The 17,112-nt window shown below is 67.2% G+C and carries 23 protein-coding genes; all 23 read left to right on the forward strand.

Annotated features, from left to right (window positions below):
* Positions 1–105: 105 nt before the first annotated feature.
* The 23 genes from RGU41_RS02785 to RGU41_RS02895 all read left to right on the forward strand — a co-directional run bounded on the left by RGU41_RS02785 (position 106) and on the right by RGU41_RS02895 (position 17,048).
* Complete coding sequence (locus tag RGU41_RS02785; protein ID WP_322135451.1) at positions 106–531, forward strand: hypothetical protein; 426 nt, start codon at positions 106–108, stop codon at positions 529–531.
* Positions 518–661: a hypothetical protein gene (locus tag RGU41_RS02790; RefSeq protein ID WP_322135452.1), complete on the forward strand. Its 144-nt coding sequence runs from the start codon at positions 518–520 to the stop codon at positions 659–661. The genes RGU41_RS02785 and RGU41_RS02790 overlap by 14 nt, the downstream gene beginning before the upstream one ends.
* Positions 658–1,632, forward strand: a complete 975-nt coding sequence (locus RGU41_RS02795; RefSeq protein WP_322135453.1) for a YqaJ viral recombinase family protein — start codon at positions 658–660, stop codon at positions 1,630–1,632. Before RGU41_RS02790 ends, RGU41_RS02795 begins: the two co-directional genes overlap by 4 nt.
* A complete protein-coding gene (locus RGU41_RS02800) occupies positions 1,629–2,291 on the forward strand; it encodes a hypothetical protein (RefSeq protein ID WP_322135454.1) in 663 nt (220 codons plus the stop codon). Before RGU41_RS02795 ends, RGU41_RS02800 begins: the two co-directional genes overlap by 4 nt.
* Positions 2,288–2,740, forward strand: a complete 453-nt coding sequence (locus RGU41_RS02805; protein ID WP_322135455.1) for a hypothetical protein — start codon at positions 2,288–2,290, stop codon at positions 2,738–2,740. The genes RGU41_RS02800 and RGU41_RS02805 overlap by 4 nt, the downstream gene beginning before the upstream one ends.
* A complete protein-coding gene (locus tag RGU41_RS02810; protein ID WP_322135456.1) occupies positions 2,737–3,996 on the forward strand; it encodes a site-specific DNA-methyltransferase in 1,260 nt (419 codons plus the stop codon). The genes RGU41_RS02805 and RGU41_RS02810 overlap by 4 nt, the downstream gene beginning before the upstream one ends.
* Positions 3,993–4,418 (forward strand): hypothetical protein, encoded by a 426-nt coding sequence (locus tag RGU41_RS02815; RefSeq protein WP_322135457.1) that lies wholly within the window; start codon positions 3,993–3,995, stop codon positions 4,416–4,418. Before RGU41_RS02810 ends, RGU41_RS02815 begins: the two co-directional genes overlap by 4 nt.
* Before the next feature lie 1,024 nt (positions 4,419–5,442).
* Positions 5,443–5,715 carry a hypothetical protein gene (locus RGU41_RS02820; protein WP_322135458.1) on the forward strand — a complete coding sequence of 91 codons (273 nt, stop codon included), beginning with the start codon at positions 5,443–5,445 and terminating at the stop codon, positions 5,713–5,715.
* Positions 5,712–6,191, forward strand: a complete 480-nt coding sequence (locus RGU41_RS02825) for a single-stranded DNA-binding protein (protein WP_322135459.1) — start codon at positions 5,712–5,714, stop codon at positions 6,189–6,191. The genes RGU41_RS02820 and RGU41_RS02825 overlap by 4 nt, the downstream gene beginning before the upstream one ends.
* A complete protein-coding gene (locus RGU41_RS02830) occupies positions 6,191–6,412 on the forward strand; it encodes a hypothetical protein (protein WP_322135460.1) in 222 nt (73 codons plus the stop codon). The genes RGU41_RS02825 and RGU41_RS02830 overlap by 1 nt, the downstream gene beginning before the upstream one ends.
* Positions 6,405–6,659 carry a hypothetical protein gene (locus RGU41_RS02835; protein WP_322135461.1) on the forward strand — a complete coding sequence of 85 codons (255 nt, stop codon included), beginning with the start codon at positions 6,405–6,407 and terminating at the stop codon, positions 6,657–6,659. The genes RGU41_RS02830 and RGU41_RS02835 overlap by 8 nt, the downstream gene beginning before the upstream one ends.
* Complete coding sequence (locus tag RGU41_RS02840; RefSeq protein WP_322135462.1) at positions 6,656–7,429, forward strand: hypothetical protein; 774 nt, start codon at positions 6,656–6,658, stop codon at positions 7,427–7,429. Before RGU41_RS02835 ends, RGU41_RS02840 begins: the two co-directional genes overlap by 4 nt.
* A gap of 12 nt (positions 7,430–7,441) precedes the next feature.
* Positions 7,442–7,720, forward strand: coding sequence for a hypothetical protein (locus RGU41_RS02845; RefSeq protein WP_322135463.1), 279 nt, complete (start codon positions 7,442–7,444; stop codon positions 7,718–7,720).
* Positions 7,717–8,058: a helix-turn-helix domain-containing protein gene (locus tag RGU41_RS02850; RefSeq protein WP_322135464.1), complete on the forward strand. Its 342-nt coding sequence runs from the start codon at positions 7,717–7,719 to the stop codon at positions 8,056–8,058. The genes RGU41_RS02845 and RGU41_RS02850 overlap by 4 nt, the downstream gene beginning before the upstream one ends.
* 215 nt (positions 8,059–8,273) lie before the next feature.
* Positions 8,274–9,233: a hypothetical protein gene (locus tag RGU41_RS02855; RefSeq protein WP_322135465.1), complete on the forward strand. Its 960-nt coding sequence runs from the start codon at positions 8,274–8,276 to the stop codon at positions 9,231–9,233.
* 71 nt (positions 9,234–9,304) lie between these two features.
* Complete coding sequence (locus RGU41_RS02860; protein ID WP_322135466.1) at positions 9,305–9,880, forward strand: hypothetical protein; 576 nt, start codon at positions 9,305–9,307, stop codon at positions 9,878–9,880.
* A gap of 597 nt (positions 9,881–10,477) precedes the next feature.
* On the forward strand, positions 10,478–11,086 hold the full coding sequence (locus RGU41_RS02865) for a M23 family metallopeptidase (RefSeq protein ID WP_322135467.1): 609 nt from the start codon (positions 10,478–10,480) through the stop codon (positions 11,084–11,086).
* Between the two features lie 678 nt (positions 11,087–11,764).
* Entirely contained in the window at positions 11,765–12,289 is a 525-nt protein-coding gene (locus RGU41_RS02870) for a hypothetical protein (protein WP_322135468.1), read from the forward strand.
* A gap of 34 nt (positions 12,290–12,323) precedes the next feature.
* Positions 12,324–13,700, forward strand: coding sequence for a terminase large subunit domain-containing protein (locus RGU41_RS02875; protein ID WP_322135469.1), 1,377 nt, complete (start codon positions 12,324–12,326; stop codon positions 13,698–13,700).
* 16 nt (positions 13,701–13,716) lie between these two features.
* Complete coding sequence (locus RGU41_RS02880; protein ID WP_322135470.1) at positions 13,717–14,901, forward strand: phage portal protein; 1,185 nt, start codon at positions 13,717–13,719, stop codon at positions 14,899–14,901.
* 10 nt (positions 14,902–14,911) lie between these two features.
* Positions 14,912–15,589, forward strand: a complete 678-nt coding sequence (locus RGU41_RS02885; protein WP_322135471.1) for an HK97 family phage prohead protease — start codon at positions 14,912–14,914, stop codon at positions 15,587–15,589.
* Positions 15,586–16,779, forward strand: a complete 1,194-nt coding sequence (locus RGU41_RS02890; RefSeq protein WP_322135472.1) for a phage major capsid protein — start codon at positions 15,586–15,588, stop codon at positions 16,777–16,779. Before RGU41_RS02885 ends, RGU41_RS02890 begins: the two co-directional genes overlap by 4 nt.
* Positions 16,779–17,048 (forward strand): hypothetical protein, encoded by a 270-nt coding sequence (locus tag RGU41_RS02895; RefSeq protein ID WP_322135473.1) that lies wholly within the window; start codon positions 16,779–16,781, stop codon positions 17,046–17,048. The genes RGU41_RS02890 and RGU41_RS02895 overlap by 1 nt, the downstream gene beginning before the upstream one ends.
* Positions 17,049–17,112 lie beyond the last annotated feature (64 nt).

Consider the following 17,112-nt stretch of genomic DNA (forward strand, 5'->3'; position numbering starts at 1 on the left):
CGAAGCAATCGGCAGCGGCATCGCCGCGGCCGCGTTCGTGATCTTGTTCGCCGTGTGGTGGGTCATCAAGACCCCCGGCGACTAACCAACTGAGAGGAAACACCAATGAGCGTCAAGCTCGCCGGGCGACTGCCCGACACCGACCGGAACGGCCTCGACCGCCTTCAGGGCGTTCTGGTCAACCGGCCCGAGGAACGCCACCTCGTGATCGCCGTCATCGACTGCGCGACGACCAAGGTCGATCACAGCGCAGACGGCGACATCTTCACGCCGACCGCGGGCGTGCTTTTCATCGAGCCGATCACCGACCGCGACGACAAAAACGGGGTGCTCGACATCCTGGCGCGCGTTCGCGCTGAACGACTGGACGACGCCACCCTCGACTTCGACTTCGGAGTCGGCGACCCGCTGCGCGACGCCGCCGAAGACCTGCGCCGCACCGGCGCGACCGTGAGCTTCATGCGCCCCGGAGACGTGCTCAAACACGGCCAGGGAGTCTTCACCGAGGGGGACGCCGATGCCGATTCTTGAACGCGGCGCGCGCCTCGCGATCGACGCCGACTGCCCGAGCTGCGGCTGGCCCGAGCGCAATTTCGACACCACAAGCCGCCTGTTCGGCTGCAACAAATGCACGCACACATCTGACGAGAGGAACGCATGACGAACACACCAATGCCCGGGATACGGCTGGCCGCATCCGACGACCCCGAGGCGTGGCACGACGACCGCGCCGGGGGCGTAACGGCCTCCGAGATTCACGCGATCGCCAGCGGGGGCCGCGCCACCTGGCGGCGCATCCTGGCCGACAAACTGAACGGCTCCACGTTCACCGGCAACGCGCACACGCGGCGAGGCCACGAGCGGGAGGAATGGCTGCTCGAGCTGGCGGCGCAGCAGTACCCGGGCATCGAGTCGAACCGGCACCTGTACGCCAGCATCGACAACCTGCGGCACCGCGCGACGCCTGACGGCCTCGGCGTGCTGAGCAACGGCCAGCTCGTCGGCGCGGAGGTCAAGTCGCACGCCTACGGCTGGACGCGCACGGATGTCCCCGCCGAACACTTCGACCAGTGCCAGTGGGGCATGGTCACCACCGGTGCCGAGCGCTGGCTGTACGGCTGGGAGACGATGGGCGAGGACGGATTCGCCACCCTCGAAGACCCCGTGTTTCTGTGGATTGAGCGCGACGAAAAGCGAATCGCGCAGCTCGTGAAAGCGGCCGACGCGTTCCTTGCCTGGCGCGATGCCGGGGCACCCGAGGCCGACGACCTGCCCGACGACCTGGACGACGCGCTCGCCAATTGGGCGGACGCCCGCGATCGCAAGGCCATGGCCGAGGCCGACGAGAAGAACGCGGCGAAGGTCGTGCGCGCGTTCATCGCGGCGACCCCTGGCGCTGCGGATGACGGCATCAGGCGCACCGGAACTCGCGCCGGGTTCAGCTACACCGTCGCGCACGGGACCGAGCTGGACGAGGCCAAATGGCAAGCCGCCGAGCCCGAGTCATACGGTGCCTGGCTCGACCTCGCGAAGCGCGCCGAGGCCGCGGCCGCGGTCGCCCTCGCGCTGTACTCCAAGCCGACGAAATCGTCGCGGCTGAGCTTCGAGAAGTCGAAGGCGGCGGCGGCATGAGCGCGACTGAGCAGGATGTCGCGGCGACGATCGCCGAGTACGAACGCCTCGCGATCGGGACCGGGCAGTGGCGCGGGACCGTGGTCGAGTTCTCAAACGACGGCAACGTGTGGGCCGCGTACCTGTTCCCGACCGAAGCCGAGCCGCACCCGGCGCTGGCGCGTGCCACCGTGCACCGCGAGGGCGTGACCGTGCCCACCGTGGTCACCGTCGCATGGGCCGAAACGGTGCCCGCTGTCGCCGAGTGGGCCGAGCTGTGGAGCCGCAAGCCGCACTCGCTGTTCGGCGCTGCTGCGGCGCGCGCTGCGCTGCGGCGGGCGTTCCGCGACGCGATCGGCGACCGTCGCGAGCCCGAAGAAATCGACGCGGCCGCAGCACCCGCGGCCGCGGCGAGCATCGCCTCGGATTGGCTCGGAGAACTCGCCGAGGCGAACACCGCCGAGGCCGTCGCGGCGCTGTGGGCTCGCGCTCGCAAGGCGCGGGCGGTCACGGTGCAACTCGAGCGCTCATTCACGGCTCGGCGGCACGCGATCGCCGAGCAGGCGACGGCGCAGCAGCCCGAGGCGATCGCGGAGCCGCAGCCGAAGGCGAAGCCGAGTCCGGCGACCGTGGCCGCAGCTCGGCGCAAGCCTGGCGCAGCGTCGGGGTCGGCCGAGTGACCGACGCGCTCGCCGTGAACACGGCAACCGGCGACGTCGGCGTCGCCGGATCCGAGGTCGGCCTGGTCACCCTCGATATGGCGGCGCTGAGCGAGGACGACCTCCTCGCGATGTTTCCCACGCCGGTTCAGGCGGCGGGCGCGCTGCTGCTCGCGCGCCGCCTGATAGCGCAAGCGCCCGAGGTCATCAACGGCCGGTCGAAGGCGCTCAAGGATGCCAAGCGCCAGCTCCTGATCGCGAAGGGGTACGCCCGACAGCGCGCGAGCGGCCGGACGGCCGAAGATCGCCGCGTCGAAGCCGAGGCCGACGCCGAGGTAATCACCGCGGGCGAGTGGGTAGACAGCTGCGAGCTGCTGCTCGAATACGCGCGCGAGCGCCGCAAATCACTAAGCGAGGACGTGGAAATCCTGCGGTCCCTGAACGCCAACTTCCGACAGGAGCACAAATGACCGAAGACACCACCGAGCAGCCCAGGCCGTACTTCGCGGACGAGCTGGTCACGCTGTACCACGGCAGTTGCGAAACCGTCGTCGCCGGATTCGCCACCGGGTCGATTGACGCGATCGTCACGGACCCGCCTTACGAAATCGGCCTCATGGGCAAGGCGTGGGACTCCAGCGGCATCGCGTACAGCGTCGATTGGTGGCGCGAGTGCTACCGGGTGCTCAAGCCTGGCGGGCACCTGCTGTCGTTCGGCGCAGCGCGCACCGTGCACCGGATCGCCTCGGCGATCGAAGACGCCGGATTCGAGATCCGCGACGGAATCCTGTGGATCTATGGCACCGGGTTCCCGAAGAATCGCGACGTAACCGAGGCGATGACCAAGTACCTCGCGGGCGAAGGCGTGCCCGGTGTGGTCGCGAACATCAACCCGGACGTGTACGCCGTGACCGGGTTCCTAAAAGCTGCGCGGGATGCCGCGGGCTGGTCGAATCGCCGCATCGATGACCTGTTCGGCACGAACGGCATGGCCGGACACTGGACCTCGCAAGCGTCGCAGCCCGCGATTCCCTCGGTTCGCCAGTGGGGCGAGCTCAAAGCCGTCCTCGGGTTCGGCGACGAAATGGACGCGACCGTCGCCGAGCTGGCCTCCACCGAGAGGCCCGACGATTGGGGCACTCGCGAGAGCGTAGGCACGTTCCTCGGCTCACTCGGCCAGACGAGCGGCCCCGCGGGCGCATGGGGCACGGCGCTCAAACCGTCATACGAGCCGGTCATCGTCGCCCGTAAACCGTTCGCGGGCTCGGCGACGAACAACGTCATCGCCTACGGCACCGGGGCGCTCAACCTCGGCGCGAACCGGGTCGGCGGGCCGGACGGCCGCTGGCCGACGAACGTCCTCCTGGACGAGAGCCAAGCGGCCGAGGTCGAGCAGCAGAGCCGCGGCGGTTCGGTCGTGTTCCCCGTGTTCCGATACGTCGCGAAGCCGGGCAGCATCGAACGCCCGAACGTGGAAGGCATGACTCACCAAACGGTAAAGCCGCTCGAACTTATGCGGTGGCTCGTTCGCCTGGTCACACCGCCGCACGGCGTGGTGCTCGACCCGTTCGCGGGCTCAGGCACGACCCTCGAGGCGGCGTTGATCGAAGGATTCACGGCGATCGGGGTCGAGCTGGAAGCCGACCACCTGCCCCTGATCCGGCAGCGCCTGGCGAAGCCGCTCCAGCAGACCATGTTCGGAGACTGGGAGCAGGACGCCGCGTGAGCTATAACGACGACCTCAACGCGCACTGGTTCGGCGGCAAGCCGAAGCCCGTGCCCCCGCTGCGCCTCACTGGTAAAGACCTCGCGATCCGCAACAAACGGATCGACAAACGGGACGGCCAGCGCTGCGCCCGCTGCGGCGTCATCATCTGGTCGGGCGGCTCGCGCCACCACCGCAAGTTCAAGAGCCGCCGAGGCGGCGACGAGGTATCGAACGGCGTCCTGCTGTGCGGTAGCGGAACCACAGGCTGCCACGGGTGGGTTCACTCCAACCCGGTATCGGCGCGCATGGTCGGCCTCGCGCTCAACACGAACGACAACCCCCGCCTCGTCCCCGTTCGCCACGCCGCGTTCGGCGGCATGGACGTGTGGCTTGACGACCTCGGCAACGCTTCGCTGACACCGCCGCGGCTCGCCGCATGAATCGCCGCGGGCAGAAACTGCACATCCCCGAAACGGCGATGACCTACGCGGTGCACTGGCCCGAACTCGGCGTCCTCAAAGTCGGCCGAGCCTGGCGCATGTCGCGAATCCGCGGCTTCATCGCCTCGGGCGCGGAGGTGCTCATTCTGGTCCGCGACACGCCAGCGATATGGGAACGCGCCGCGCTCGCCGAGCTGGACGGCACGTTCGAGCGCGCGTTCACCGAGGCAGGGCAATCGCTCGACATTCTGCCGAACGGCCGCGGGTTCACCGAGTGTTTCCGGGTGGCATCCGCGGCCGTGGGTCGAGCACTTCAGACGATATTTAGAGGGATCGCACGCTATGGCAATGCACCGGCAAAGAACAATCCGGCCGGAGATATTCAGGAACGAGAACCTCGCCGACCTGTCGCCGGAAACGCGGCTGACAGCGATCGGCCTGCACCTGTACGCCGACGACCACGGGCGGGAGTCGGCGACAGCGGCGCTCATCAAGGGGGCGCTGTGGCCGCTGGATCGCGGCGTGACCGAGGCGACGATCGAGGAACATCTGGTCGACCTGGCGGACGCCGGGTGGCTGATTCTTTACGATCACGGCGGTCGGACGTACTACGCCCTGAGCGAATGGCCGCGGGTAGACCGCCCGGCCGACTCGATCCTGCCAGCGCCCCCCGCTGTGCCCCTGGCGACGCCCTCGGCCCCTCGCGAACCGATCGCGAATACATCGCGATCTTTCTCGGTAGGGGAGAGAGAGGGAGAGAGGGGGAGCGAGGGAGAGGGTGCCTGGAGGGACGCGGAGTGGGCGCGCGAGGGAGCTGAGGGGGAGCGGCATTCGCGAACCAATCGCGAGAACACAGACACCACACGCGCACCGTCCCCGTTCTGTCGCTCGCACCCGAACGGAACGGACAACCCCTGCCGATCCTGTGGGACCGCACGACTACGCCACAAGCAATGGGTGGCCGATCAAGTAGACCGAGCAGCGCCCCGCGGGCCGCGCTTCGACACAACCGAGGAGGGGCGATATGAGTCGACCAACACCCCCGAAGACTAAGCGCGGCCAGCGGGCAGCACTCGACCGGGCACTCGACGCGCACGTCCGCTGGGAGCAACGCACACTCGCTGACCTTCGGGTGGCCGGGTGGAACTTCACCACGATCGAGCAGGCGCGGCAACACCGCTCCCTGCTTCGCAAGATGGAAAGCCTCGGCACCGACGAGCAGGTCGAGCTGATCGCCCGAGCGCTCAACATGAAAAACCGCATCAAGCACACCGACGAAAGGCAGGCCGCAGAATGAGCGGAGAGACAGTAATCACGGTGGTGGGAAACCTCACCGCAGCCCCCGAGCTGCGCTACACGCAGGGCGGGCTCGCCGTGGCGAACTTCACGATCGCGAGCACGCCGCGCGAGTATGACAAGGCCAGCGGCGAGATGAAAGACGGCCAGGCGCTGTTCCTGCGCGCGAGCGTGTGGCGCGAGTTCGCCGAGAACGTCGCGGCATCGCTCACCAAGGGCACCCGGGTAATCGCGAAAGGGCGCCTGAAGCAGCGCAACTATGAGACGGCCGAGGGCGAGCGCCGGACATCCTTCGAGCTGGAGGTCGATTCGATCGGCCCGGACCTTCACTGGTCGCAAGCGTCGCTGACGCGGAACGCCCGCTCGAGCGGGCCGCAGCAGTCGAGCGGCCGCGACGACGACGGGGCATCCGCTGCGCCCGCTGGCGACGCCTGGGCGACCTCGGAGACGAGCTTCGGGGACGAGGTGCCGTTCTAGTGGCCGCATGGTTCAGGGTCGGCACGCGGTATCTGTTCTCGCCGTCCGACGAATCGCCCGAGGAGTTCCCGGCCGCGACGGTCGAAGTGTTCGTCCGTTATCCCGACGAGACGAAAACGGCGCTCGAGCGCGAGCAGGTCGGGCAAGTGCTGCACGCCCTGGCCGCGGATGTCACCCGAGTGCTCGGCGTGGAACTCGAGAAACGGTTCCCGGATGCCTGAGCCGACCAACAACGCCGACGACCTGGCCGTGATGATCCTCGCGCACGCCGAGGCGATGGAAGAACGCGGCCTGACGGCGACCCCAGCGAACCTTCGCTGGATCGCGGGACAGGTCGCGCAGCTCGCCGAGCCCGCGACCGCGCCCAGCGGAAGCATGATCGACGCCTACGCCGAGCAATTCGGGCCGGGTGTCAAGCCGGTCGGGTTCGTCATCGAGTATCGGCGGCCCCGAGGTCGAAAGCGTTGACCGGTCGCCCGTGCAAGCGCGGATGCACGATCCGCGGCACCCACTTCGCCGCGTGCCCTGACTTCGGTCGGGCGGGCGGCGCGTGCCGAGGCTGCGCGCCGGTCGAGTCTCGAGCGGGGTCGTTCATCTGCGAACGCTGCTATGACTCCCTGAGCCGGACGATCGACGCCGCGCCGGATGTCCTGGCGCTGATCCGCTCGAAGGCCGACCCGCTCAAAGCCGCGGTCTATGACCGGGTGCTCGTGTCCGGCAGCCGTTCGGATATGACCCCGGCACCCGTCCAGGCCGACTTCATCGACGCGGCCGACGACATCATCAGGACGCTGCGCGAGTGGGCGTACTACGCCGAGCACGGCGCGGCACGTTCGGGCGCGCCCCGTGGCCTGCAGCCCGGTTCGGCGTCGGATGTCGCCTATGACGACGCCCTCGAATGCACGGCCGTCATCCTGGCGAAGCTCGACCGCCTGACGAACGACGCCGAGCAGGTCGCGGCGCTGTGCGACGGGGTACTCGGTGGCGTCGGGATGCCCGACACGGCGTTCTGGACGGTCGCCCGGGCCTTGCGGCGTTGGCCCCTCGAAGAACGCGCGTGGTGGGCTGCTCAGCCTTGCCCCGAGTGCGACCTGCGGGCGATCAAGGTCAACCCGGCGAGGTTCCCGGGCGGGCCGACACTTTACAGCTGCCGAAGCTGTCGCTGGCAGCGACGCGACAACGACGCGGCCGGGTACTGGGCGCTGTTCTTCAGCCCGGCATCCGGCCGCGCCGCGTAAGGAAAGGAGCGGATGAAACACGACATCGACCTCGCCCCGGCGCTCACCGAGGGGATCCGGTATCTGGTCGCCAATCCACCGAAGGACGGCAACTACATGAGCGCGCTGTCGGTGCTCATTGTCGGCGCGGTGCCAGCGCTGGCCGAGCAGTTCGCCCGCGTCGCCGAGGCGGTCGCCGCCGAGCTGCGCCCCGTCGCCGAGCCGATCGCCGACGTCGACCGGAAGGTCGCCGAGGCACGAGCGGACGGCGCGCTCGCAGCCGCGGCCGCGCTGCGGCGGGCGGTCGCATGACGCGCCTTACGATCAAGGCCGCGGCCGAGCGGGTAGACAGGTCCGAGCGCACCATTTACCGCTGGATCGACCGCGACCTGCTCACGATCCGCAACGGCACTGTCGCCGAGCTGGACCTGCTCAAAGCCGACCGAACGCAACGCCAGCGCAAGGGACGCCCGCGCATAGTCGCCAGCGCTCGGCAGTCTGGAAAGCTGGCGGCGCTCGCCGACGAAACGGCCGTACGCTCGGGACTGTCGGCCGAGGTGTGCCGCGGGCTCTTCGCGGCCGGGTGGAACTACACCGAGCACGGCGACGAACCGGCCCGGTGGATGAGGCCAAACCAGAGTGGAAAGTGACGTGACGGCAGCTGCACCGCATGCCGTGACGCCCGGGACTTCGGATGTGCGCCAGTAGGCCGTGCGGGGGCCGCCGCTATTTGCATGCAACACCCTCGCAACAAGTGTGCCCCCCACAATGGATGTCACCTCGCCGTCCGTGTTGTCATTCCGAAACGAACAGCGATGCTAACTTTCAGTTACAGATATCAGAAATACTGGTAACAGGGGGAATCATGGCGCAAGTCGGCGCAGCGCGCGGAGCGAAGGAACGTCTTCGGACAATCAATTTCTACGAAATTGTGAAGTACAAGAACCCGCGAGTCAACGAACGAATGAAGCATGCCGACTGGAACGCGATCTTGAAGAGCATCAAGGATGTTCCGCTCAGCAAGCGCGTCTGGGAAGGGCCGACAAAGATACTTATCGGCGAGGTGCTGACCGTGGAGGGGCAGCACCACCTGAAGCTGTCGCTTGTGCGGAACCAAGACGCATGGCTGGACGTATACAACCCTGAGGCTCAGTCAATCGCCGAATTGAACTTGGGCGACGCCGGCGAACTGCTCGAGACTTCCATTGTTGCCTTCCTGGGCTTTGGGAATGTTATCGGAATGATCCAGGGTTCGACTTCGGCTCCCACGCCGAACGCACTCCAAGAATGGCTCAACGGCCTGAAGATTCTGGGGCCAAACTTCACCGTTGAGACGCAGGTTATGGTTTCACATGAGGCTCAGGAACTGGTCAAACAGTCCACTGAGGCGTCGCAGATCGAAGTGAAGATGCACACCAATCGTGCGGACGCACTCGAAAAACGCGGCTCGAAGTTGTCGCAAATCTTCAAGGCGGTCAACGCGGAATATGGTCCCATGACCGTGACGGTGATCCTTCGGGCGTCAAAGGCGAGAGATCAAAGCGAGGGGCGCGTGGCAATTCGCAACGAGGCCAAGAAGCTTGTTGAGGCAGCCGGAGCCAAAGAGGTAACGAGCGCAAAAGCGAAACTGATTTTCGTCGACGCGGATGAATCGACGCGGACGCAGGAAGTCGACTTCGCCAAGCAGAAGATCACCGCCAAACGAAAGATTGCGACGACTGGCGAGGACGGGAATCCAGTCCGCAATGCCTCGGCAATCCAGGCAATCCTTACGGTCGCCGAGTCCAACCATGACGAACTGCGCGCTATCGTAAACTCAAAGTGAATGTCGGTAGTCGGCCGCAGTATAAACGGGGACTGGCAATCGTCCAATATGAGGTGACGGGAGATGGAACCGTGAACAGGCTACAAATCGTTACGTCTTCCGTGCGGAACTTCTGGATCGACAACTTGTGGTTTGACGTCGTCATCGTCGTCGGAGTCCTCGGGGTTCACGCGGCCCTGATCCTCTGGAACCCACTGTTCGATATTCTGGGCTCGGCTGCGCCAACCGATCGGCGCGCGGTCTACGCGTCAGCGGCGATTGTCGTTTCGCTGCTTGGCTCATTTAGTGCAGTTGCGATCGGACAGTTGAGTTCCGCAAAGGGAGCGCGCGCTGAGGCTCTGCGCGGTCACGGCGCTGAGTCTTTGGCCCGAAACTGGCGCAGTATCTTTCGGGTAGGCATGTTGTCCGCGCTTCTGGCGCTTCTGGCGCTTCTGCTGGACCCGTCAGCGGGCAGCGTTTCAGCAGTTCCTGTCGTTGTCCGATGGCTATTTGAAGCCGGGCTTGTACTGGCGATAACCAAGTTTCTCAGGCTAAGCGCTCTGTTCTATGAGGTCATCACTCTCGCGTCAAGTAGTACGGCCGATGACGAGAATGCGCTCGCTGAGGCACCGGTCGTTGACGAGAACTGGCATAAGCGCGTCGCGTAACGAGAGATCGGCCAGCGAAGTCAGCGGGCGGCATACGCAAGCTCGAACGATTCGAACATACGTTCTGGTTTGGAGATGATTAAGCGTCAAAAGTGTCACAGGTTTGTGCTACGATTCTCGTGCGCGAGAGTAATGCCCAACTAGATCTAGTTGGGCATTTCGCGTTTAACGACTTCCCGACCGGATGCCCGGGCGGGACTGCCCGCCGTCACCGCCGAACCAACTACAGACCGCCCGACTGCCCGCGCGTGCCCGCGCGAGTGGCCGGGCGAGTCATCACACTCGGGCGGATGTCGACGGCGGGTTCAGACTTCGAGGGCCGAACGGCACCTCGAGCAGCACGGCCGCGAGGCCGAACGACCTGCCACCCTGGCGACAACGGCGACCGAGGCTTACGGCCCGGCAGCCTGAGCCGCGTCACGGCAGCAGCAACCCCGGACGCTGAGACAATGCGGGGCGCGCGTTACATCCCGGCGCGAGGAACGGGACGGGGCAGGCCAGGCGCTACTTCGGAGCGCCGGTAAGGCGAGCGAGGGGCCGCTCGCGCCTACCCCCGACTTACCCGGGGGTGTCGTGACCATGCACCGACATCCTCGGGTGACATCAACGCTGGCGGCGCTCGCCGCGGTCGCCCTGGCCGCGGGGGTCATCCTCACGCCTGGCCGCGGGCTCGGCATCGAGCAGCACCCGGCCGCAGTGCTCGCCGAGGCGCAGCCGGCCGCGACATCCTCGGCGTCGCCGGCCCCGATCATCCGCGACGGGTTCGCCTCGGCTGTGGTCGCCTGGCCGGTCGATACCGAGGACGCGAAGATCAGCGACCTGTTCGGCCCTCGGCCTGCGCCGTGCTCGGGCTGCACGACCAACCACCTCGGCGTTGACTTCAACCCCGGGGCCGAGTACCCGATCCACGCCGCAGCAGCGGGCAGGGTAATCGAGGTCGCCGGGCCGAGCGGCGACTACGGCTGGCACGTCATCATCGCGCACGACTTCGCGGGGCAGAAGCTCGAGACGCTGTACGCGCACATGCCGCGACGCCCTCTCGTGAGCGTCGGCCAGCGCGTCGGCATCGGGCAGCAGCTCGGCAACGTGGGCACTACCGGGAACTCCACCGGGCCGCACCTCCACTTCGAGCTGCGCGACCACGGCGTGCCCGTTGATCCGCTGCCCTGGCTCTACACCAACACGAGAGGGGCAACACATGGCTGACTACCGAGCCGCGAGCGAACGCCGCGCAGTAATGCCGACACCGAGCCGATCACGGCCCGAGCAGTTCGTCACCGCGCCCCCGCGTTCGATCGAGCGCACGGGGGCAAACAACACTGGGGGGCCGGGGTCGCACCCTCGGCGGGGGACCGGGAGCGCTAGGGTGCCGAACCGGGAGAACGGCCCCGACCCTGAGCCGACAGGCCGACAGCGCCAGGCGTTGCTTCGCGATGTCTGCCCGATCGGCTCACGCTGTCACCTATGCGGCGGGCTGATCCTGTTCAACCTTCGACGCTGGCACCCCAAGGGACCGAGCATGGACCACCTCCTACCCCGGAGTAAGGGGGTACCTGGGACCGGGCAAACCTGGCGCCTGCTCACTACGGCTGCAACTCGGGCCGAGGAAATCGCGACCTGCCCGAACCGGAGCGGATTCGCTCGCGCGAGTGGTGACACCCCCGGCCCGGGTCGCGGTCCAATTTTTTAGGAATCTGAGCCACGGACACCCGCGGCCTTACCAAAAACCCTCTCCCCGATCCGGACGGATGCCCGAATGGGCACGAATGGGCACGGACGCCCCGCTGACGAACGAACCGGGGCAGCTTCGGGCACCCGATTGGTGGCCGAGGTCGTGCCCGCAAATCGGCGCGAATGGGTCGAGCGAAGAACGGCGGTCGAAGCATGGCGAACCTGCCCGCGCACGGCACAATGCGGCGCTATCGCGCGGGATGTCACTGCATCAAGTGCAACGCGAAGAACACCGAGGTCAAGGCCACCGAGCGTGCCCGCAAGCGCGAGCGCGACGGCAAGGCGACGACCACACCACGCGCACCACGCCGAGCTGTGCCCACCGTGCCCACCATGCCCACCGCGGCCGCACCTGCCCCGCCTACTGAGCCCGACGCCGGATCGGTCGCTGGCGCGCTTGCCCTGGCGCTCGTGGCCGTCGAAGCCGACGACCCGCTGACCCTGTACCGCAAGGCGCACGCGCTGCGCCTTGCGTCGGTGCTGGACGACCTGACCAAGCCGCACCTGTGGCGAGGGATCACCACAGCGCTCGCCGAAGTACTGGCCGCGCTGCTCGGCGACAAGTCGCCCGAGGATGGAGAGGCGGCAGTGCTCCGTGAATTCATGGAAACGATCGGGGCCTCACGCCGAGGTCGAGGTTCGGCCAAGGTTCGCGACCCCGCGGAACCTGGCGCGTGAAACGATCGCCCCCGAGGTAGTCGCCACGACCCGGGTGCTCGGGCGCGAGCCGTTGCCCTGGCAGTCCGACGCCTTCGACGTCGCCTTCGAGGTCGATTCATTCGGCATTCTGTGGTATCGCGAAATCGTCATCGTTGTCCCTCGGCAGTCAGGCAAGACGACCCTGGTTATCCCGTGGGGCGTGCACCGCTGCACGACCTGGCCGGATCGCCAGCTCGTGGTTTACACGGCGCAGACTCGGCAGGATGCCAAGGAGAAGCTGGTCGAGGATCAGTTCTGGCTGATAAATCGGAGCCCGTTCCGTCGCCTGCTCAAACCATCACGGTCGGGTCGCATCGAGCCGAATATGAGCCACGGCGAAGAACACATGCGCTGGCAAAACGGGTCGAAGTGGGCGATCGACGCGCCGACTGAGAAGGCGGGCCACGGTAAGACCCTGCACCTCGGGATCGGCGACGAGATATTCTCGCACGCCGACGCCCGGGTCGAGGCGGCGATGTCGCCCGCGATGATTACGGTAGAAGACTCCCAAAAGCTCTGGATCTCGACGGCCGGGAAGACCAAGGCGCGGTCGCCGTTCCTGTGGGGCAAGGTCGAGGCCGGACGGAACCGGGTCACGGCGGGGCTCAATTCTCGGTCTCTGTTCATCGAGTTCTCAGCATCCGAGGACGCCGACTGGCTCGACCCGCTCGTGTGGTGGCGCACCATGCCCGCGCTCGGGTACACGCAGACGCAAGAGAAGGTCGAGGCCGAGGCCGAAACGCTCGGCGAGGACGAGTTCCGGCGCGCGTATCTCAATCAGTGGAAGGACGACCGCGGGCAGGACTGGAAGATTCCGGCCGAGCATTGGAACGCGGCGAAGGATCGCGACTCGAAGATGTCGGGCACGCTCGTGTGGGTCGTGGACGTGTCGCCCGAGCGCGCGCGCGCTTCGATCAGCGTGGCGGCGCAGCGGCCGGACGGCAAGATCCACCTCGAGACGGTCGAGACATCCGAGGGCACCGCCTGGCTGATCGACGGCGATCCGACCCGCGACCTGCGCGGCCTGGCGGCGCTCGTGGCCGATCACGGCGGCGACGTTTACTTTGACTTCATCACGGTCGGCGCGCTCGTGCCCGACATGCGCGACGCCGGGCTCCACCCGCACGCCATTGCCACCGAGGACGTCAAGGTCGCCGCCGCTGCGCTGTTCGACGGCGTAGTCAACGGCCGCGTGCGCCACCTAGGACAAGCCGAGCTGACCGACGCCCTCGCGTCAGCGGCGACGCGCAAGATCGGCGACGGGTGGGCCTGGTCGCGCGGCGCATCTATGGCCGACATCACGGCGCTTGTCTCGGCGACGCTCGCATTCTGGATGCTCGCGAAGACCCTGCCAGACCTCAACTACGACGCGCTGTCCGGAATCGGATAGCAGAAAGGAGGCCGATATGGGCCTCAAGGAATGGCTCGGATTCGGCGAAGAAAAACGGGCGCTCGACATCCCCGAGTGGTTCAACGACGAGCAGCGCGCCCGCGAGAACGCAGCGGGCGACAACGCCCTCCGCGTCATCCCGGTTTACGCCGCGGTGTCGCTGATCGCCGACCTGCTCGCGTCGCTCAACGTCGCGGTCTATGCCTCGGCCGGGGCCGGTCGCAAGCGGGTCGAGCCGCCCGCGTGGTTCCTTCGACCGGACCCGAGGATCAGCAGGTTCGACTGGCTGCACCAGCTCGCCGTGTCGCTGCTGCTGCGCGGGAACGCCTACGGGATCGTCCATAAAAATGCGTTCGGTATCTCGCAAGTTATCTGGCAGCACCCGGACACCGTGACCGTCGATGAGGCGGGGCACTGGCCGCAGTATTGGGTCGGGAGTTTCAACACGACCCTGTACGAGCAGGGCGGGCAAATGCTCCATATTCGCGCGTTCGTTTCGCCTGGCAGCGTCAAGGGCCTGTCGCCGATCGGGACGTTCCGCGCACGCTTCGAGACGTGGATGGACGCGGCCGGATACGGGGCCGATTGGTTCAAGAACTCGGCCGTACCGGCGAGCATTCTGCAAAACAAGACGGGCAACCTCAAGCCCGGGCAGGCCGAGGAAGTCAAGGCCAAGTGGAAGGCGAGCACGACCAAGCGCGAGCCCGTCGTGCTCGATCAGCACTGGGACTGGACGAAAGTGAGCGTCACGCCCGAGGAGGCGCAATTCCTCCAAACGATCAAGGCCACGGCATCGCAAATTGCCACGATATTCCGGGTCGACCCCGAGGATGTCGGCGGCGAGACGGCCGGATCGCTCACCTACTCGACCCGCGAGTCGAACCAGACGCGGTTCAACATCCGCACGCTGACGCCCTGGACGGTGCGATTCAAGAACGGGCTCGATCCGCTGTTCCCGGCCGGGCAGTCGGTCACATTCGACCTCGACGCGCTCGCGCGACCGAACCTGCTCGAGCTGCGGCGCGCGAACACCGAGGCGCTGCATAGCGGAGAGCGCACCCTGGCCGAGATTCGCGCCGAGGGCGACCGCGAAATGCTCACCGAGCAGGAGGTCGCCGACTGGCAGGCGTGGTACGCCACGCGGCGCTCGGCGAGCGAATCGACCTCCGAGTCCACATCAACGTCCGCAACCACTAACTAAGGAGGCACTAGTGCCAGAAACACCCGAGGTCGAGCGGCGAACATTCGACCGCCCGATCCACTTGCGAGCCGCGCCCGAAAGCGCAAACGGCCCCGGAATCCTGACTGGATACGGGGCCGTTTTCAATTCCGAGAGCCGCGACCTCGGTGGGTATGTCGAGGTCATCGACCCCGGCGTATTCGACACGATCGGCGAGGGCGACGCCCGGATGATCGACACCGGCAGCAACGGCCGCGTGCTGTGCCGTTTCAATCACGACAGCAACGGCCTCCTCGGCACGACGAACGCGGGAACGCTGCGGCTGTTCGTGGATGACATCGGCGTCCGATACGAGGTCGACCTTCCCGACACGCAGCACGGCCGCGATATGGCCGAGCTTGCACGCCGCGGCGACCTCGCGTTCTCGAGCTTCGCGTTCCGGATCCTGCCGAACGGCCGGACGTGGCGCGAGAACGCAAGCGGCCAGCTCGTCGCCGTCATCACACGGGCCGTGCTCGTGGATGTCGCCCCCGTCGCCGATCCGGCGTATTGGGGCAGCTCGGCAGAAATGCGGGCAGCCGTAGACCTGGACGCCATTCGCGCGTCCCTCAAAACCACCGACACCGAAGCGCGTGCCTCCGAGGTTCGCGCCGTGGCGATCGGCCGGGCACGACAGATCACCATCCTGACCGAAAGGAACCACAAATGACCACTACCCGCGAGAACATCGACCGCCTGCTCGCCGAGCGCGCCCGCGACTGGGAAGCGACCGGCAAGCCGCTCGCCGACATCGCCGCCACCCGCGAGTTCAACGCCGAGGAAGGCCAGACCTGGGCGCGCGTGAACGCCGCCTTCGACGCCGCCTCGGCGCGCATCAAGACCCTCGAGCTGTCCGAAGATCAGGAGCGGCAGATCGCCGAGTTCCGCGAGTCGGTCGGCAGCGACGACGCGCTCAGCACGGCGATCGCGAACGAGATTCGCGCGGTTCTGCTCGGCGATCAGCGCGGCGGCGCGGACTTCGCGTTCACCACGCGCGAGTTCAAGCGCGCGCTGACTTCGACCACCGCGGCCTCGGGCGGTAACACCGTCCCGGCGACGTTCTGGGCTGAGCTGATCCGCCCGCTCCGAGACTTCTCAAGCATCCTGCAGGCGGGCGCGACGATCATCACGACCGCCAGCGGCGAGGAAATCACCATGCCGACGCTGGCCTCGGCCGGTACCGCCGCGCAGACCGCCGAGTCGATCGCGCTCAGCGGAACGGACCCGACGTTCGGCAAGGCGAGCCTCAAGAGCTACAAGCTCGGCGAGGTCGTTCTCGCACCGCGCGAGCTGATCGAGGACTCGGCCGTCGACATCGAGTCGCTGATCGCCACCCTGATCGGCGAGAACATCGGCGTCCTGCTCGGCCAGCGCCTGGCTGTCGGCACCGGCACCGGCCAGACCGCGGGCCTCGCGACCGCGGCGACGACCGGAAAGACCGGAGCCGCCTACGCGGCAACGTTCGACGACCTGATCGACCTGTTCTTCTCGGTCGGCGCGCCGTACCGCACCCGGGCGTCGTTTATCGTCGCGGATCAGGCGTTCGCGTCGCTTCGCAAGATCAAGGGATCGGACGGCCAGTACGTCTGGCAGCCGAGTGTTCAGCAGGGCCAGCCCGACCTCATCCTCGGCAAGCCCGCGTTCGCCGACGCGAACCTCGCGGCCCCGACGAACGGCGCGAAGTCGGTCCTGTTCGGCGATGTCTCGAAGTACTGGGTCCGCTACGTCAACACCCTGCGCTTCGAGCGCAGCGACCACGCCGCGTTCACCAACGACCAGGTGGCCTTCAAGGGCACGCTCCGCGCGGACGGCGTGCTCACCGACGCCTCGGCCGTTAAGGCGTTCGCGGGGCTCGCGTAATGGCGTCGAAGTCCGACGCCGAGGTCGTGCCCGAGGTTGCCGCCGAGGTCGCGCCCGAGGTCGCGCCCGAGGTCGCGCCCGAGGTCGAGCCCGAGGCGACGACCCCGCCCGAGGTTGAGCCCGACCCGGGCCTGGCCGAGTTCGTGCAGCAGGTTCAGATCACCGGCACGCGCGACGGCGAGAAGTGGCCGGGCATCGGGCGGCGCGTGACGCTCCCGATCGCCGAGGGCCGCAGCTACGCCGCGCTCGGGTACGTCACCGAGGCGTAGACAGCAGCAGGGCAAGGCGGCTCCGGGGCGACTCGGAGCCGCCTTGCCTGGCGCGGAAAGGATC

Origin of the sequence: Cryobacterium sp. 10C3 (assembly GCF_034314285.1) — a bacterium.
Taxonomy (GTDB): Bacteria; Actinomycetota; Actinomycetes; order Actinomycetales; family Microbacteriaceae; genus Cryobacterium; species Cryobacterium glucosi.